Annotated in this window: 14 protein-coding genes; 12 read left to right on the top strand and 2 right to left on the bottom strand. The window is 37.1% G+C overall.

Annotation, left to right across the window (positions count from 1 at the left end; all coding sequences use genetic code 11):
- The first annotated feature begins 15 nt into the window (after nucleotides 1-15).
- From K350_RS0122985 to K350_RS31605, 10 genes are all read left to right on the top strand, one after another.
- Nucleotides 16-1245 (top strand): CmpA/NrtA family ABC transporter substrate-binding protein, encoded by a 1230-nt coding sequence (locus K350_RS0122985; protein ID WP_156027160.1) that lies wholly within the window; start codon nucleotides 16-18, stop codon nucleotides 1243-1245.
- A gap of 35 nt (nucleotides 1246-1280) precedes the next feature.
- Nucleotides 1281-2096 carry a nitrate ABC transporter permease gene (ntrB, locus tag K350_RS0122980; protein WP_028981917.1) on the top strand — a complete coding sequence of 272 codons (816 nt, stop codon included), beginning with the start codon at nucleotides 1281-1283 and terminating at the stop codon, nucleotides 2094-2096.
- Nucleotides 2086-2955, top strand: coding sequence for an ABC transporter ATP-binding protein (locus tag K350_RS0122975; protein ID WP_037576667.1), 870 nt, complete (start codon nucleotides 2086-2088; stop codon nucleotides 2953-2955). The genes ntrB and K350_RS0122975 overlap by 11 nt, the downstream gene beginning before the upstream one ends.
- 87 nt (nucleotides 2956-3042) lie before the next feature.
- The gene (locus K350_RS30040) at nucleotides 3043-6414 is read left to right on the top strand and encodes a molybdopterin-dependent oxidoreductase (RefSeq protein ID WP_051313530.1); all 3372 of its coding nucleotides are present in this window, start codon (nucleotides 3043-3045) and stop codon (nucleotides 6412-6414) included.
- A gap of 23 nt (nucleotides 6415-6437) precedes the next feature.
- Nucleotides 6438-7904, top strand: coding sequence for a rubredoxin (locus K350_RS0122965; RefSeq protein ID WP_028981915.1), 1467 nt, complete (start codon nucleotides 6438-6440; stop codon nucleotides 7902-7904).
- 12 nt (nucleotides 7905-7916) lie between these two features.
- Nucleotides 7917-8870: a GTP 3',8-cyclase MoaA gene (gene moaA / locus K350_RS0122960; RefSeq protein WP_028981914.1), complete on the top strand. Its 954-nt coding sequence runs from the start codon at nucleotides 7917-7919 to the stop codon at nucleotides 8868-8870.
- Between the two features lie 2 nt (nucleotides 8871-8872).
- Nucleotides 8873-9115, top strand: a complete 243-nt coding sequence (locus K350_RS0122955; RefSeq protein WP_028981913.1) for a MoaD/ThiS family protein — start codon at nucleotides 8873-8875, stop codon at nucleotides 9113-9115.
- 1 nt (nucleotide 9116) lies between these two features.
- The gene (locus K350_RS0122950) at nucleotides 9117-9554 is read left to right on the top strand and encodes a molybdenum cofactor biosynthesis protein MoaE (protein ID WP_028981912.1); all 438 of its coding nucleotides are present in this window, start codon (nucleotides 9117-9119) and stop codon (nucleotides 9552-9554) included.
- A gap of 12 nt (nucleotides 9555-9566) precedes the next feature.
- Nucleotides 9567-10175 (top strand): molybdenum cofactor guanylyltransferase, encoded by a 609-nt coding sequence (locus tag K350_RS31610; protein ID WP_051313528.1) that lies wholly within the window; start codon nucleotides 9567-9569, stop codon nucleotides 10173-10175.
- 151 nt (nucleotides 10176-10326) lie between these two features.
- Nucleotides 10327-11736 (top strand): TPM domain-containing protein, encoded by a 1410-nt coding sequence (locus K350_RS31605; protein WP_028981911.1) that lies wholly within the window; start codon nucleotides 10327-10329, stop codon nucleotides 11734-11736.
- A 46-nt stretch (nucleotides 11737-11782) separates the two neighbouring features.
- Here the strand turns inward: K350_RS31605 and K350_RS0122935 are convergent, their stop codons facing one another.
- A complete protein-coding gene (locus tag K350_RS0122935) occupies nucleotides 11783-12553 on the bottom strand; it encodes a tRNA(His) guanylyltransferase Thg1 family protein (RefSeq protein WP_028981910.1) in 771 nt (256 codons plus the stop codon).
- A complete protein-coding gene (locus tag K350_RS0122930; protein WP_028981909.1) occupies nucleotides 12543-12989 on the bottom strand; it encodes an AAA family ATPase in 447 nt (148 codons plus the stop codon). Before K350_RS0122930 ends, K350_RS0122935 begins: the two co-directional genes overlap by 11 nt.
- A gap of 195 nt (nucleotides 12990-13184) precedes the next feature.
- Between K350_RS0122930 and K350_RS0122925 the strand changes: the two genes are divergently transcribed.
- Together K350_RS0122925 and K350_RS0122920 are read left to right on the top strand one after the other, a co-directional pair.
- Nucleotides 13185-16412 (top strand): T9SS type B sorting domain-containing protein, encoded by a 3228-nt coding sequence (locus K350_RS0122925; RefSeq protein WP_028981908.1) that lies wholly within the window; start codon nucleotides 13185-13187, stop codon nucleotides 16410-16412.
- Between the two features lie 29 nt (nucleotides 16413-16441).
- Nucleotides 16442-17200, top strand: coding sequence for a 5'-methylthioadenosine/adenosylhomocysteine nucleosidase (locus K350_RS0122920; RefSeq protein ID WP_028981907.1), 759 nt, complete (start codon nucleotides 16442-16444; stop codon nucleotides 17198-17200).
- Nucleotides 17201-17227 lie beyond the last annotated feature (27 nt).

The raw sequence follows: 17227 nt of genomic DNA, 5'->3' as shown, positions 1-17227 counted from the left end.
TAAATGAAGACCTTTATGAAAAATTTACTAAATAAAATTGGCGTAACATTTCTTCTTGCAATTGTACTGTTCACACTTCCTTCAGTAACAAACGCCCCGGCATCAGAGCCAAAAGAAAAACATTCTGTAATAAAACTGGGCTTTATTCCCCTTACAGACTGCTCTCCTATTGTGATGGCAAAAGAATATGGACTATTTAAAAAATACGGTGTAGAAGTAGAAGTTTCTAAAGAAGCTTCATGGGCCAATGTGAGAGATAAAATATTAACAGGAGAGCTTGATGGCGCACATTGTCTGTTCGGAATGCCTTTCTCTGTATACACCGGCATAGGTGGCAAAGCAGGTTCTGAAATGAAAATAGCTATGATCCTAAACGTTAACGGACAGGCTATCACCTTATCAAAAGATTTCTGCGGCAAAGTCGGTTTTAAACAAATTAACAAAGTAAGCCCTGCGATATCCGAAAAAACCAAGTCTAAAGAAGTAATAGTGGCAGCCACTTTTCCTGGAGGTACACACGATATATGGATGAGAAACTGGCTTGCAGTGGCAGGAGTTAACCAAAATTCTGTTAAACAAATTACTATCCCTCCCCCTCAGATGGTTGCCAATATGAAAGTTGGTAATATGGATGCCTTCTGCGTAGGTGAGCCATGGAACGGAGTTGCTGTAAAACAAGGTGTCGGTTTCACACAGATTGCAACTCAGGATATGTGGAAAGACCATCCTGAAAAAGCACTTGTAGTAAATAAAAAATTCTCTGAGGAACGTCGTGAAGATCTGAAAAAAGTAATGATGGCAATCATTGAAGCATGCAAACTCCTTGACAAAGCTGGAAACAGAAAACAATCTGCTTCTATTATAGGAAAGGTTAGTTATGTGAATGCTCCATCTGATGTAATTGATAACAGACTAGCCGGTATATACGACCTTGGCTGCGATCAGGGTCAGGAAGTATATAAAGACTATATGTTTTTCCACAAAAATGGGTCTGTAAACTATCCAAGAAAAGCTCATGGCATCTGGTTTATGGCACAATATGTAAGATTTGGCTTGCTTGATGCCGCACCTGATTATAAAGCGATAGCAGACAAACTTATACTTCAGGACCTGTATAAAGAAGTAGCTGCAGAGATGAAGATCCCAATCCCTGCAGATGACATGAAACCATTTTCTTTAACCTTTGATAAGACTGTGTTTGACCCTTCTAATCCGGAAGCGTATTTGAAAGTATGTAAGAAATAAAACAACAACATTAACCTTTACTAAATAGCATAAAAATGGACAAGTCCAATCAACAATTAGGAACAGCGGCTTTAAAAGTCGTCACCTACAGAACAGGAAGGTTTTTATATTTCCTTCTGGGAATGTCATTCATGTTGATCATATGGCATATCGCCAGCCTTTCTACAGACGGAGAGCTTCCTGGCCCTATACAAACGTTTTCTGTATTCTATGACCTTGTAAGTCATCCTTTTTACGACAACGGACCGAATGACAAAGGAATAGGCAATCAATTACTGAGTTCATTGGAGAGAGTTACTAAAGGATTCATAATAGGCTCTGTTATAGCAATCCCTCTTGGACTTATTATGGGTTCAAGTACATTAGGGATGAACCTTCTGAATCCAATGGTACAGGTGTTAAGACCTGTATCTCCTCTGGCCTGGTTCCCGATTGGACTTGTCGCATTTCAGTCTGCACAGACATCAACAGTGTTTGTAATCATCATTACATCACTTTGGCCAACTTTGATTAATACAGCATTTGGAGTCTCTACAATTCCACAGGATCATAAAAATGTAGCCAAAGCATTCGGATTTTCCACTTTCAAGTATATAACCAAAGTATTACTTCCTTTTACTTTGCCGCACATCATAACAGGATTAAGGCTAAGTGTAGGTATCGCATGGATGGTTATTGTTGCTGCAGAAATGCTTTCCGGTGGAGTTGGTATCGGATTCTTTGTTTGGGACAGCTGGAATGCTTTAAGTCTTGAAAAAGTATTTTCTGCAATTTTAATAATAGGCCTCGTGGGCTTTGTTCTTGACAAAACTTTTAAATCACTCCAAACCAGATACTCCTATGATAGCTAATACAAATATACTTTCGGAAGATAAAGTAAAAGAAAACATCCTCCTTCGTCCGGTGTGCATTGAAGTAAAAGATGTAACTGTAAGTTTCCCAACTCCTAAAGGCGAATATGTTGCAGTAAAGAACATAGACCTTGAAATAAGAAAAGGTGAAATCATCTCACTTATTGGACACTCTGGTTGTGGAAAATCTACACTCATGAGCACTATAAGTGGTATGGTAAAACCTAGCAAAGGAGAAGTTATCGTTAACGGTAAAAAAGTAGCAGGTGCTGGCCCTGACAGAGGAATTGTTTTCCAAAACTATTCTCTATTGCCCTGGCTTACAGTATACGAAAATATCTATGAAGCCGTTGATTCATGTATGAAGGGTATTTCAGCAGATGCAAAACACGCAATCGTTGAAAAAAATCTTGCAATGGTAAACCTTACTCCTCACCAGGATAAACTACCCAAGCAACTTTCAGGAGGAATGAAACAAAGAGTAGCTATAGCAAGAGCGTTTGCCATCAATCCAAGTGTCTTGCTTCTGGATGAGCCTTTCGGCGCTCTGGATGCATTAACCAAAGGAAGTATGCACGTAGAGCTCTTGAAACTCTGGAATCTGGACAACAGAAATAAAACTATTATAATGGTTACTCACGATATCGAAGAGGCTATCTTCTTATCAGATAGAATCGTTGTTTTAAATAATGGTCCTGCAGCAACTATAAAAGAAATTGAAATAGTTGGTTTGCCAAGACCTAGAAACAAAAAAGATATCGTAAATTTACCTGAGTATAAATCCATAAGAGAACGACTCCTTAACTTGTTGGTTGAGAAATTTTCGATTGAGGACGAGGGAGTTAAATTTGAAGAATAGAACCTTGTTCAAGGTTAGTGTAAAGGTTAGTGCAAATAAGCTGTGGGCATTTATGCCTGCAGCCTTATTTGTTAATATAAATGCCGGATGCCCGCAAAAAAAAATATATCAAAAACTACCTGTAACTATTGTGGCTTAGGGTGTGGTGTTATCATTGGAAAAGATACCTCCGGAAGAATCACAGTGTCAGGTGACCAGGACCATCCGGTAAATAAAGGAATACTATGTTCTAAAGGAGTTACCCTCCATAGTAAAGTTTCTGACCACAGCGACAGGATATTATACCCTGAAATGCGGTGGAACAGAAATATGCCCAGACAGAGGGTAAGTTGGGATACAGCTCTTGATAGAGCCTCTGCTGTATTCAAAACTTTCATTTCCAAATACGGTCCCGACTCGGTGGGCTTTTATATTTCAGGACAATGCCTTACTGAAGAATATTATTTAATTGACAAACTTGTCAAAGGGTTTATTGGAACGAACAATATCGACACCAATACGCTCATTTGTGCAGGATCCGAATTTACTGCAAACAAACTTGTTTTTGGAATGGATGCCATTCCCGGATCCATTGAAGATCTTGAACTTGCAGACTGTTTTTTTATTACCGATGCCAATCCTTTCCGTTCCAATCCAATTGTCTTCAAACGACTAGAGGCATATAAAGCCAACAATCCTGAGGTTAAAATAATTATTGCAGATTCAAGAAGAACAGAGTCCTGTAATATAGCAGATATACACCTTCAGCTGAAACCTGGCACTGAAATTATTCTTTACAGGGCCATAGGAAGGTTTCTTATAGAAAATAACCTGACAGATAAAGATTTCATAGAACAACATACTGAAGGGTTTAATGAATATAAAAACAAAGCGATGGAGAAGTCACTCGAAGAAGCTTCTTCCATATGTGACATTCCTGTTCATGATCTAATACTTGCAGCCGAATATATAGGCAAAGCTAAGGGCTTTATACCTATGTGGTCTGCTGGCAATAACCAAAGCGCAACAGACATCAATAAAAATCTTTCTTTAATTAACCTTTCTCTGATAACTGGTCAAGTAGGAAAAGAGGGTTGCGGACCTTTTCCGCTTTCGGATCAGCCGAATACAATTACAGGAACAGAAGCCGGAGGTCTTTCTGATTTTCTCCCTGCGCGCAGAAGTCTTATTAATCCCGAGCACAGAGAAGAGGTTGCCAAATATTGGGGAGTACCTTCTATCTCTGATAAAAGAGGATATACAGACACAGAAATGTTCGACAACCTGCTTTCCGGAAAACTCAAAGCTATTTGGATTATTAATACCAATCCATTGGTTAGCTTGCCCTCTGCTAGAAATGTCGAAGTAGCCTTGAAGAATGCAAAGTTTGTAATCGTACAGGATATGTCTTTAAAATCAGAGACAGTACCCTATGCTGATCTTATATTACCTGCAGCTGGTTGGCTTGAGAAAGAGGGCACAGTAACAAATCCGGAAAGAAGAATAAGTCTAGCTCATAAACTCACCAATGCCCCAGGTGATGCTATTCCAGGAGTTGAAATCATATCCCGGTTCGCTAAAAAAATGGGATTTGAAAATATATTCAACTATGAAAAGACAACGGATATATTTCTTGAATATAGCAGATTAACAAAGCAAACAAACTTTGATATCAGCAATATCAATATAGAATTACTTTTTCAAAAAGGATCAATGCAATGGCCATTTGAATCTTCTTCAGGAAACAGCACGAAAATATTATACTCAGACCATAGGTTTAACACCCTCTCGGGTAAAGCAAATTTTCATTCTTTAGCAAAAAGTCATATACCATATGAACTAAGTCAGAACTTTCCTTTACTCCTTACTTCGGGCCAAACTAAAGACCATTGGCACGCCTTTAGCAGTTCTGGTAAATTAGTAAAAGTTAACCTCCAGACTGATAAACCATTTCTGGAAATCAATAAAGAAGACGCACTGAACCGAGGCATTAAGAATGGAGATGTTGTGGAGGTATTTAATGAAACTGGCTCTGTGAAAGTGACCGCCCAATATTCTATAGATATAAAAAAAGGGGTTGTTTTTCTTCCATTGCAATGGGGTAAAATTCTGAACAAAGATCTGGAAAGGTTTTCTGCTTCCATGCATACAAGGCCAGATCAGATGAGCAGCAAATCAGATTCTGGATTTTCAGTGGTTCAGGTTAAAAAATATAATAAGAAAAAAGAAAAAATAATAGTCATTGGTGCCGGTGTAGGCTCCAGCCAGTTTGTCCGAAAATATCGTACACTCAATCCTGAAGATGAAATTCATATTTTCAGCAAGGAAAAGAACTTCTTTTACAATAGGATAATGCTTCCTGGCTATATAAGAGGTAAAGAGGATTGGAATAATCTTATCAGGATCAATGAAGATGAGCTCAACACATCGAAAATTTTTCTTCACAAGAGCACTTCGGTAATGTCAATTGACCCTGGTGAAAAAGTAATTACTGACCATACAGGAAAAATTCATTCTTACGATGTTTTAATTATCGCCGCAGGCAGCAGACCTGCTCTTCCGAGAGGAGTTCCAAAAATTCAGGGAATATTTACTATGAGAAGCAAAGAAGATGCGGATAAATTTAAAAGATCAATTTCTCCAGAAAGCAATGTAGTAATAGCAGGCGGAGGTTTATTAGGGCTTGAATTGGCAGATGCGCTTACTCAGCTTTCTATAAAAGTATCTGTTGTACACAGATCCTCAAGACTGATGAACAAACAGTTAGACGCAACATCAAGTAGTTTCCTGCATGAAGAACTATCCGCAAGAAACATTAGTTTTTACTACAATGATGAAGTTCTTTCTCATTTAGGAAAAGATAAAATTACAGGAGTAAAATTAAAATCAGGAAAAGATCTAGGATGCGATGTTCTCGTATATACGATTGGTACCAGGCCTAATATTGAACTTGCTCAAGTAGCAGGACTAAATTGCAATAGAGGAATCGTAGTTAATGAATATCTTCGAACCAACAATCCTTACATATATGCAATAGGCGAAGTTGCGGAGTTTGAAAAATCTTTATTTGAAAGCTCTACCGCCGCTGAAGAGCAGGCAGATGTTGTAGCAGGATTTCTAAACGGAGATGAAACTAAGTCTTATTCAGGCACACTACCAGTCAATGTACTAACAGTTTCAGGCTTTGACATATGCTCTATAGGCATGATAGAAGTGCCGGGTAAAAAGGAAGATGAATTCGAAGAAATTGTATATATTGATAAATCCAAACGTTATTACAAAAAATGTATAGTGCAGAATGACAGACTTGTCGGAGCAGTATTAGTTGGAGACAAATCAGAGTTTCCTGAATTTAAAAATCTTATACTTCGCAAAGTTGAACTTGCCGACAAACGAGTTTCTTTACTACTTTCAAATAAAAACAAACATACAGAATCTGATAAACTTGCCTCCTCTGATTTCAGGCATACTTACAGATAAACCAGAAGATTCTAAGAATAGAAATGAGCAAAGACATATTTATAAGGCTCTTTATTCCCGGTGGGATTTTATCTCCTGGAGATTTGCGCAAAGTAGTTTCATCAGCATACCACTTTGGCACTAATTCTATTCATATAAGCTCAAGACAAGAGCTACTTTTAAAATGTAAGTCGCAGTATAAAAAATCTTTAGAACAAAGGTTCAGCTTCCTTCAGTATAAATTCGAAACTGAAAAAACTCAGAAACAAAATATAGTCACCTCCTATCCTGCTATTCACATACAGGAAACTACCAATTGGTTATCAGAAGGAACATTCCATCAGATACTTTCAAACTTTGACTTTCAGCCAAATCTAAAGGTCAATCTGGTAGATCCTTTGCAGTCACTGACACCACTGTTTATAGGACAATTAAATTTTATTGCTTCTGAATTCAGAGGGTTCTGGTTTCTTTATCTTAAAATGAAAAATCAGAAAGGATATGATCTTTGGCCTTTTCTCGTAGAGTCCAATGAAATCCCTCCTCTCTGCAAAGCAATAGAGCAAACATTTGAAAAATTCCCATCAGCATCCTGTGAATATCTTAAAGACGATGTACTCAGCTTCAGGAAGTGGAATACCATACCGATCATCAATCATCTTGACTTTCCACCCTATCAGCTACCCTATTACGAAGGGTTCCATCAGCAGGAAGATCAGAAATGGTGGTTGGGTATCTACAATTCTGATAACTCTTATAATGTAAACTTTCTGGAATCTCTTTGCCTCTTGTGTTCTGAAACGAACAACAACTCTATATATCTGACATCTAACAGCTCTGTTATTATTAAAAACATAGAAAGAAAAGATATATTTGAATGGGAAAAGCTGCTTGGAAAATATAAAATCAATACTGGTCACTCTTCTCTTGAGCTCAATTGGCAAATACCGGACCTTGATAAAGAAGCTACCAAACTAAAAAAGTTTATCACCAGATCTTTCATCAAAGAAGGGTTAAGAACAAACGGCTTGATATTTGGAATCAGGACTACGGATGTTGACCTTGCCTGTTCGGTTATTATAAGAAGAAAGTTCAGAATACAGATTGGAAATATAAAGCTATTAGATTTTTATAACATCAGTTATAAGAAAAATTTTGATATCAACTCAAGAGAGGCAATATCTTACGCTAATTATGTCAAGAAGCGAGATGTACCTACAGTATTAACGTACCTTACAGAAGTATTTTATAAGAAGCTTAACTCAATTGACGCTCAGTCTGAATCAGAATATTTACAAGACGAAATTGAAATTAATCAGCGGCCACATGAGGAAGTAGAACTGTTTCAATGTCAAAACTGTCTGACTATATATGATTCCAGATATGGAGATGACATCGGGGAAATCCCGGCAGGAAGGCTTTTTGAAGAGTTGCCACCATCATACAGATGTCCTGTGTGTGATTCAGAAAAAGAATCTTTTAATTCAGTAAATTCAGAAATATTACTTTGAAAAAATATAATTATGTTGGCTGATAAATATGGTAGAACATTTAAAACATTACGGGTAAGTCTTACCAATGCCTGTAATCTGTTCTGTAACTACTGTACAGATCAGCCTGCCAGCGAGAAGGCTTCACAACCTGAAGACAATGTTCTGTCTACAAAGGATTATATTAAAATTATTAATAGTCTACACAACCGTCTAAACCTTGAAACAATAAGGCTTACAGGCGGAGAACCTTTGCTCTACAAAGATATCAGCAACCTGATTGAAGGTATCAGAGAGATTGGTATCAAAAATGTTAAACTGACTACCAATGCAGTTTTCCTGAAAGAAAAAGCTGTACCTCTAAAGAATGCAGGTATAACCAATATTAATGTCTCACTAGACAGCCTGGATCCGGAATCTTTCTTTAAAATATCAAAAAGAAGAAATCTGAAGAAGATCCTTGAGGGTATTGATCATGCTCTCGCCATAGGCATTCCTGTAAAAGTTAATACAGTTGTGATGAAAGGAATGAATACTGATCAGATCCTTCCTTTACTTGAATTTGCAAGAGAAAGGAGTATCAGCATTCGGTTTCTTGAGGTAATGAAAATGGGACATCTTCACAATAGCTATCAGGACCTGTATTTTTCACAGGAAGAAATACTTGAAAAAATTGCCGAGCAACATCAGTTCATACCAATGGACAGAGAACATGGCGCTACGGCTACTTACTGGATAACCGACAAAAAACAAGTCTTTGGAATTATAGCAAATGAAAGTCATCCCTTTTGTGGAGATTGCAATAGATTGCGACTTGATAGTTATGGCAATATTTATGGCTGCCTGAGCAATGATAATGGTATAAGTATTAAAGATCACTCTGATGATTCATTAAAATTAGAATATTCATTAAAACAAGCGCTTCTGCAAAAACAAGAAGTTCAGTTTGCAGGCAGTGTTATGTCTATGAGATATATTGGAGGATAAAAATGAAAATTAAAATACAGGTATTTGCTGCATTAAAAGATTATCTTGATCCGCAGTTTTATCTTGAGTTACAAGAAGGCACTACAGCAAACGAAGTGCGTTCCCAACTACTAACAGAGCATCCGATGGCTGAAAGTATTCTCCGCAAATCAAAGTTAGCAGTAAACGATTGTTTTGTCGAAGGAACTTATACTCTGAAAGACAATGAACATTTATTAATTATTCCACCATCAAGCGGGGGCTGATATGCAGTTAATTACAGAGGATCAGATAAATTTGATAACAATGCTTTCCGAGGCTCATGACCCTAAAGCCGGTGCAGTTGTGCTGTTCAGCGGAGAAGTCAGAAATCACAGCCATAAAAGAGATGTAGATTATCTTTTTTACGAGTGCTACATACCAATGGCAGAGAAGATCATTAAAGAAATTATTGAAACCAGCTACACCAAATTTAAACTGCACAAAGCATTGTGCTGCCATAGAATTGGTAAAGTTGGCATCAGCGAAAGTGCGGTGGTTGTTATTACAGCTTCATCTCACAGAGAAGAAGCCTATGCTGCGAACAGATATATCATAGATAGAGTAAAGCATGAAGCACCCATATGGAAACAAGAGTTTTTCTCAGATGGTACCTATGAATGGGGACATAATTGCAGTTGTTTTGAGCACCAACACAGTCATTAATTGAAATAAGCTATGGAAGAAAATGTACTTGGAGTAGTGATGGCCGGAGGCCTTAGCAGCAGAATGGGCCAAGACAAAGGTTTGTTAAAGGATACCGGTCAGACATGGGCTGAAAACGCCTTTGTAAAGTTAAATCAGTTACCAATGGAAGTTGTTGTCTCTATTAATGAGAAACAGAGACTTCCTTACTCCGACTTATTTCATCCGGAGCTATTGATTATAGATAAAGACATTGTAGAAGGCCCGCTAAACGGTATTCTTACAGTACATACACATTTACCAACTAAAGATCTTTTCCTTTTGGCATGCGATGTGCGCGATATTGGTACGGACTTATTAAGCAAAATTTATCACGCACACATTTCTAATTTTTCAGAAGATTATGATTATTATATACTTAAAAACGACATGCAGGAAGAACCGCTTATAGGTATATATAAATCAGACTTTTTGAAAAGGATAATGTTCATGACGGAGAAAAATCTTTTGGCTAAAAACAGTTTAAAATATATCCTATCATTTGGAAGGGGATTTTACATTCATCTTAATGAAAGTGAAAAAATTGGTGTAAAAAATTTTAATACTCCCGGCGATCTTATGGAATCATTTGCAATAAAATAAGTTCCGAATCGCCACCTAGTCTTTTTTTATGATGGTTGATTTTTAAACTACAAACATCATTATAATTACTATTCCCACAGCGACTTACATTTTTTACTGAATTTATTTTATCCTTAAAAATTCAGTAAATTTAAAGATACAATATTTAATCATGGCCAAATACATTTTTCTATTATTGATTGCTTTTCAATCTTTTCAACTTAAAGCTGAATACACAATTGAAACAGTTCCTAATCCTAAAAATATAGATGGTGGATGGTTAAGCAATCCTGACAACCTTCTAAGTGAACAGGATGTAAATGCTATCAATTCGCTTATTACAGATGTAGAAAATAAAACTACTGCTCAGATTGCAGTAGTGGTGCTGCAATCCATCGGAGATCAGGTACCTAAGGATTTTGCAAACAGGTTGTTTAACCATTGGGGAATCGGCCAAAAAGATAAAAACAATGGTCTGCTACTTCTCATAGTAATGGAATCTAAAAGATGGGAGTTTGAAACAGGATATGGACTGGAAGGAACTCTTCCCGATGTCACACTCTTCAGAATTGGCCAACAGGAAATGGTACCCCATTTTAAAGAAGGCAATTTTGGTGGTGGCATACTTGCAGGCCTTGCCAAATTAAGCGAAATTCTTGCGGATCCTGAGGTAGCTGAATCGATCAGGAGCGAAAACAACTCTGCTTTGTTTAAAAGCATCCCCGACTATAAATTCTATGCAGGTCTGGCTTTTCTATGCCTCGTCATCACATTGGTTGTAAGAAACTCAAAGGTTAAAAAATTTAAGACTGATGGTAAAATCGAAAGCCGCCCACTCGATCCTCTTTGGTTTTATCTAATTATATATTCAGTGCCAGTAATATTACTTCTTAACTATATGATGCCTGACATCATATTTGATTCATCCAGCCATTGGTCTTTTATATTATTATTTTATAGTCAGTATCTTATACTATCTGTTGTTTCCCGTCGTAAAACTAATAAATATGTCAAAGACAATGATCCTTATGTAGAACTGACCAAATTAAAGAATAGCCATTCTTCCATTGCATTGTACATCATCTTCTTCCCATTTGTATTTATACCCTACTTTATATGGTATTACAAACGCAAACATTTTTTAAGAAATGCTCCAAGATTTTCTTCCTTAGGTAAACCCATGACCAAACTGGATGAAGAGACAGATGATCAGTATTTGAATAAAGGACAGCTTGTTGAAGAAGGCATCAAATCCGTTGATTACGATGTGTGGATTACAGAAGATAACGATGAACAAAAGGTTCACAAATATGAAAGAACCTTTTCCAAATATTCGAATTGCCCTGGCTGCAAATACATTACTGGTTATTTAAAATCAAATAGAACACTGAAAGCAGCTACCTATAGCAGTTCCGGGGTCGGGGAAAAGGTTTATGCATGCAAAAACTGTGATCATACTTATAAACAAACATATACTATCCCTCAAAAAGAGCGCTCCAGTTCTTCATCAAGCAGCAGTAGTAGCAGTAGTTCCTTTGGAGGCGGATCATCTGGTGGTGGCGGTGCTGGTGGAAGCTGGTAATAGTTAAAAAGACAAAGCCCTGATAATAAACAGGGGCTTTGTCTTTTTATTCTATATTATTCAATTCAATGATGTCCGAAATGAACTTTGAATATTCATCTTTCATTGGTAGTTTCATATCTACCTTTAGCTGTCTTCTTTTAGATATCACCTGCTGGTTTGTTTTAGGATTAAAGCCTTCCTTATCGACCATTTCCCAGTAAAACCCAATGCCCCTCTTCTGCCAGACTGGCAAATCATTGAAGTTTATATTATAAGAAAATAATAATTCATTCTTCTCCGCAACACTCATCCCTTCTATCTTTTTAGTCGCATCGGCTTGTGTAAAATTGTCTTTCCGCAACCTCCAGTAGCAATGGGCATTCAAAGAGTTTCTGTATGCATCTTCATTTCTCCATCTGAAATAATCTATCACTAGTTGCTTGTTTGGCAACTCGCAGATTCTGCAATCGAATGCTGCAAGCCCGCATAGAAGTAAGGAAAATTTAGCACTGGCTTCACCTGCAAGTATTGAGTTATACTTTCTGTGTTTGCGAGAAAACAAATTTTCATTTAAATCAAACAACAGTGATATTTCATCACTTTCAGTATATCCGTAAATGACCTTAAAGCCACAGTTCATAAGGTGTTTCACCGTTTCAATCATATAATCTCTGAACCTCACATCAAAAGGAGCTTCAAACGGATGTACTTCTTTTGTAAGTTTTGTAAAGCCTCTCCCATCAATTCTGGCAACCATGTAAATACCAGGTAATACGGATATATCATGAGCAGTTTCATAAACCCTCATCTTACTATCCAATTCATCAAACTTCATCTGACCAATCTTTTAATATAAATTCCCCATTAATAATTTCAACACAATACAACTTATCAAAGCCTTCATCAAGAGAAGGTAGTTCAAACTTTTTCAATGTGGCTTTTATTCCTACTTCTGGTACACACTCCTTGCCATCTCTACAGCTATTCCTTTCAAGAGCATCTTTCAGGTTTGTTTTGAAATAATAACCTATGACCTTATAATCTCTTTCCCTGGCCATTGATATATACTTCTCTCTATCTACTCTTGTAGGATTTGTATTTTCAACCACAAAAGGCTGTTGTGTTTTCAAACAGGTTTCCAGAAAAAGCCTTTCTCTGTTTCTTGTCCTTAGCAAATCCATAGAAATGCGCACGTGCGTTTTAAAAAACTTATCCTTGAAAAAAGTGGATTTTCCAGAAGCCTGAATACCACAAAATATAACTGCTTCCATTTACTTTAGATCTGAAAGTTTTATAAGCTTACATCCAACAAAACCTAAAATACTATAAATCAATAACTAAAACTTTTAATCTTCCCAAAATCAATCTTTCAAGACTCTTTATAAAACTCATTGTCAAGCGGTCTAAAAATCGTATTTTTGAATATATAAATTTAGTCTATTTTTCAAATGACATTGTCTTTACAAATGAAAAGTAAATTTTTCTTAATTATCCTTTTATTGCTTTCCATCACAGGATTAAAAGCTCAGCATAGTAAGTTTGACTGGGGATTCTCCATTTATGAAGGCCAGGGCTTACTTCAGCAAACAAATGACTTTGTTCTTGATGGTGATGGAAGTATTATAGCTACAGGTTATTATACCGGCTCCGGACTTGATTTTGACCCAGATAACACCAATAAATTTATAGTAGGACATGGTGAAAAAGATATCTTTGTTGCCAAATATAATCAAGACGGGAAACTAGCCTGGGCCTTTGGACTCGGATCCTCACAGGACGATGAAGGTAAAAGTATTTGCGTTGATAAAGATGGTAATGTATACATCACCGGTTATTTCCAGGGAAATATAGACGTCGATCCTGGAGAAGGCATCCGCAGCCTTTTTGGGGAATTTAATGTCAAACAAACTTTTGTCGCTAAATATAAAGGAACCGATGGTTCATTAATCTGGTCTGGCATGGTAAAATCCTCTTCAGATAATGTGGGAATTGGTATATCAACTGAAGAGTCCGGCAACATTACTTTAACCGGAAATTGGATATCTAAAAATCAGTTAAACCAGATTGATTTAGACCTTAACAGCAAGGGTTATTATAAACAAAGCAGAGGACAAACTTCTTCTTTCATTTCAGTATACAGTGGAACCACAGGAGAAATTAAATGGGGCGGAATAATGACCGGTTTTAATGCAGAATGTGAAATTACGGCTCATATTACAGATTCTAAGGGAAGTATCTATACAACAGGTTATTTTATAGAATCAGTAGATTTTGATATTACTGAAACCGCTAATGATCAAAAAAGCAACTATGGTTCTGTCTTTCTTGCAAAGTATTCTCAGACAGGAACGCTGGAATGGATCAACACATTTCAAAATAATTTTTCCGGAAAGACCAACATGATCCATGATCTTTGTATTGATAACTCTGGTTACATTACCATTACAGGATCATTGGAAACACAGACAGACATAGATCCATCATTTGTCACTAATAACATCAGTCCAAAATCTTCCTGCAATATCCTCCTTGCTCAGTTTGATGCACTTGGAACCTACAGGTGGTCACTTGTCATTGGAAGTGGTGCTGTGACTCGTGGATTAAATGTGGCTGCTTCATCATCAGGTACCATTTACCTTGCCGGAGTTTTTCAAAACAGATTAGATCCAGATCCGGTCAATTCAAATTCAAGCACATTAAATGGATTAGCAACTGATATAGTAATGGCCAAATATTCTCAAGAGGGTAAATTTATATGGGCTGAAAATATGGGAGGAAATCTCAACGATACTGTATCTGCATTAGCTATTAATGGCAAAGGAAAAATATTTATCGGCGGAGCTGTCAATGGTAGCGGTAACTTCGATCCTGACCAGCAAAAACAGGCTTTTTTCTCAGGGAACAATGGTGACCTGTTTATTGCAAAGTACGATAGCAGAATTGAACCTGTGTTTACTTTTAACCCACTTTTACAAATGACATATGGGGATAAGCCTTTTACACTGGAAGCTTCCGTTAATTCAGGAATGCCTATAACTTTTACAAGCTCTGATACCTCTGTTGTTAAATTTTCAGGAGCAATAGCAAATATTACAGGAGCAGGCTTTACTATGTTAACAGCAAATGCAGGAGGCAATGAAAATTATTTTCCCGGCTCATCAACACCCAGAGATTTTACAGTTAACAAGGCACAACAAGAATTAACCTTTGAAAATATTCCCACAAAAACATATGGTGATGCTCCATTTGTACCTGATTTCAAGTCGAGTGCAGGTCTTCCTATTACCCTTTACAGTGAAATTCAAACTATAGCTACTACCTCTGGAAATGTTATTACAATTACCGGAGCAGGTTTTGTTACGATCAGTGCTTGGTGCGACGGAGACAAGAATTATTTTCCATCAAATGTTGTTTATAGAATCTTAAATGTAAACAAGGCTAATCAATTAATAACCTTTGAGCCAATGGCAGAGCGCACTTATGGAGAACCACCTTTTACCTTAAATGCAACTTCATCTTCCGGTTTACCTTTACAATTTGAAAGTTCTAATCTTGCTGTCGCCTCAACATCAGGAAGTGTGGTCACTCTCACTGGTATAGGAAGTACTTCTATAATTGCTCACCAGGAAGGGAATCAGAATTATCTCCCAGCTACTATTGAAAGACAACTGAAAGTAAAAGGGCCTATCTTATCTATTTCAGGAAGAGAAATTGTTGCTGAAAATACCTTGCAGGCGTATTCAATAGTGCCTCAGTTAAGCGGACATACATATGACTGGGAATACTCAGACGAAAATGTTGTTTTTCCTAACAAAACGGGCCCTACAATTGCAATAGGTTTTAATAAAAATTCTGAAAACGGCAATCTGCGATGCTTCATTTTTACCCCGGAAGGAAGTCCATATGACACTGTCAACTTTGAAGTTAAAATTAATAGAGGATCAACTGTAATTCTTCCGGGCACCTCCTGCCCCGCTTCTACAGCATTTGAACCTTGCGCTGGAGGACAGATTGATTATTTCAGACTGGCATCAATAGGTAACAAAGATTCAGGATGTAATCCAAGTGGTTATTCGGATTATACCCAATCGGAGATAAGTACAAAAATTTTCCTGGGAGATATTTATAATGCAGAGATTCATACATCCAGTTATAAGCTTTCCTCTCCCACTTATTACAGCGCCATCTGGATAGATTACAATAACAACGGAGAGTTTGATGATGCAGGTGAATTCCTTACTTCATCTTTCGGTAAAGATTCAGTAATAACACTTCAGAATCTTTCCATATCAAGCAATGCTGATTTTGCAGGAGCAAGAAGACTCAGAGTGCGTATGCGTACTACCGGTGCTTTTACTTCTTCACAAGGATGTATCTCTCAGGGTGAAACAGGAGAAACAGAAGACTACCTGATACAGCTAACCAACCACGATCGCCTGGAAGCTCCGAGTATTATTACCCCCAATAACGATGGAATGAATGATTATTTCGTTATTCGAGGAATCAATAACAAAGAAGAAAATAAACTGGAAATATTTGATCGTTTTGGCCAGGTATGGTATAGCAGAAAAAGCTATGCAAACAACTGGAATGGCACCACTGAAGAGGGGTTGCAGCTTCAGGCCGGAACCTATTATTATGTTTTCTACAATGGAGACAGCATAATAAAAGGATTTGTTGAGTTGAAATATTAACTTTTAAAATTATTTAAATAAAATTGACTATGCTTACGGGAATACTTGTACCAATGCCAGAGGAAATCGAGCTGATCATTTCCAATATGAATATAGAATCAGTGTATGAATCGGGCCGTAGAAATTTCTATAAAGGAACACTCAATGGTCACGAATGTGTGGTTGCGCTTTCTCGTATTGGTAAAGTAGCCTCATCTGTAACTGCTGCAATTATGATTGAGCGCTTCGGAATAGATCGTCTTATTGTTGCAGGAGTGGCAGGCGCTGTTAATACAAAATTAAAAGTCGGAGATATAGTAGTAGCAACAGAAGCAACTCAACATGATCTTGACGCCCGTCCTTTATTTCCTCAATTTGAAGCACCTTTGCTAGATAAGGCAATATTCCCATGCCATGATTCGCTTGTCTGCTCTGCTGTTTCCTGTTGCGAAGAGTTTCTTCAGGATGATTTCCAAAAATATATTGACAGGGAATATATAGATCAGTTTTCTCTTGACAGCCCTGCTGTTTATAGTGGACAGATATGTTGCGGAGATCAGTTTATTGGCTCTGCACAGCAACTGAATAAAATACAGAAGGAATTGCCAGATGCTTTATGTGTAGAAATGGAAGGTGGTGCTGTTGGACAGATCTGTTATGAATTTAATATCCCCTACATTGTTGTAAGAACTATTTCAGATTCAGCAAATGATCATGCTCCCATAGATTTCTCCAAATACATTGAAAATGTTGCCAAGTATTATACACTTGGAGTGGTAAGCAAGATTCTGTCAAAGATAAATGAATAAATAAAGGCTGTTTAATATTAAACAGCC

It is taken from the genome of Sporocytophaga myxococcoides DSM 11118 (assembly GCF_000426725.1).
Taxonomy (GTDB): Bacteria; Bacteroidota; Bacteroidia; order Cytophagales; family Cytophagaceae; genus Sporocytophaga; species Sporocytophaga myxococcoides.
This window is presented reverse-complemented; position numbering and strand designations above follow the sequence as displayed.

Excerpts from the sequence above, each read along its gene's own strand:
- K350_RS0122985 (WP_156027160.1), top strand. The coding sequence starts at position 16 with ATGAAAAATTTACTAAATAAAATTGGCGTAACATTTCTTCTTGCAATT.
- ntrB (WP_028981917.1), top strand. The coding sequence starts at position 1,281 with ATGGACAAGTCCAATCAACAATTAGGAACAGCGGCTTTAAAAGTCGTC.
- K350_RS0122975 (WP_037576667.1), top strand. The coding sequence starts at position 2,086 with ATGATAGCTAATACAAATATACTTTCGGAAGATAAAGTAAAAGAAAAC.
- K350_RS30040 (WP_051313530.1), top strand. The coding sequence starts at position 3,043 with ATGCCCGCAAAAAAAAATATATCAAAAACTACCTGTAACTATTGTGGC.
- K350_RS0122965 (WP_028981915.1), top strand. The coding sequence starts at position 6,438 with ATGAGCAAAGACATATTTATAAGGCTCTTTATTCCCGGTGGGATTTTA.
- moaA (WP_028981914.1), top strand. The coding sequence starts at position 7,917 with ATGTTGGCTGATAAATATGGTAGAACATTTAAAACATTACGGGTAAGT.
- K350_RS0122955 (WP_028981913.1), top strand. The coding sequence starts at position 8,873 with ATGAAAATTAAAATACAGGTATTTGCTGCATTAAAAGATTATCTTGAT.
- K350_RS0122950 (WP_028981912.1), top strand. The coding sequence starts at position 9,117 with ATGCAGTTAATTACAGAGGATCAGATAAATTTGATAACAATGCTTTCC.
- K350_RS31610 (WP_051313528.1), top strand. The coding sequence starts at position 9,567 with ATGGAAGAAAATGTACTTGGAGTAGTGATGGCCGGAGGCCTTAGCAGC.
- K350_RS31605 (WP_028981911.1), top strand. The coding sequence starts at position 10,327 with ATGGCCAAATACATTTTTCTATTATTGATTGCTTTTCAATCTTTTCAA.
- K350_RS0122935 (WP_028981910.1), bottom strand. The coding sequence starts at position 12,553 with ATGAAGTTTGATGAATTGGATAGTAAGATGAGGGTTTATGAAACTGCT.
- K350_RS0122930 (WP_028981909.1), bottom strand. The coding sequence starts at position 12,989 with ATGGAAGCAGTTATATTTTGTGGTATTCAGGCTTCTGGAAAATCCACT.
- K350_RS0122925 (WP_028981908.1), top strand. The coding sequence starts at position 13,185 with ATGAAAAGTAAATTTTTCTTAATTATCCTTTTATTGCTTTCCATCACA.
- K350_RS0122920 (WP_028981907.1), top strand. The coding sequence starts at position 16,442 with ATGCTTACGGGAATACTTGTACCAATGCCAGAGGAAATCGAGCTGATC.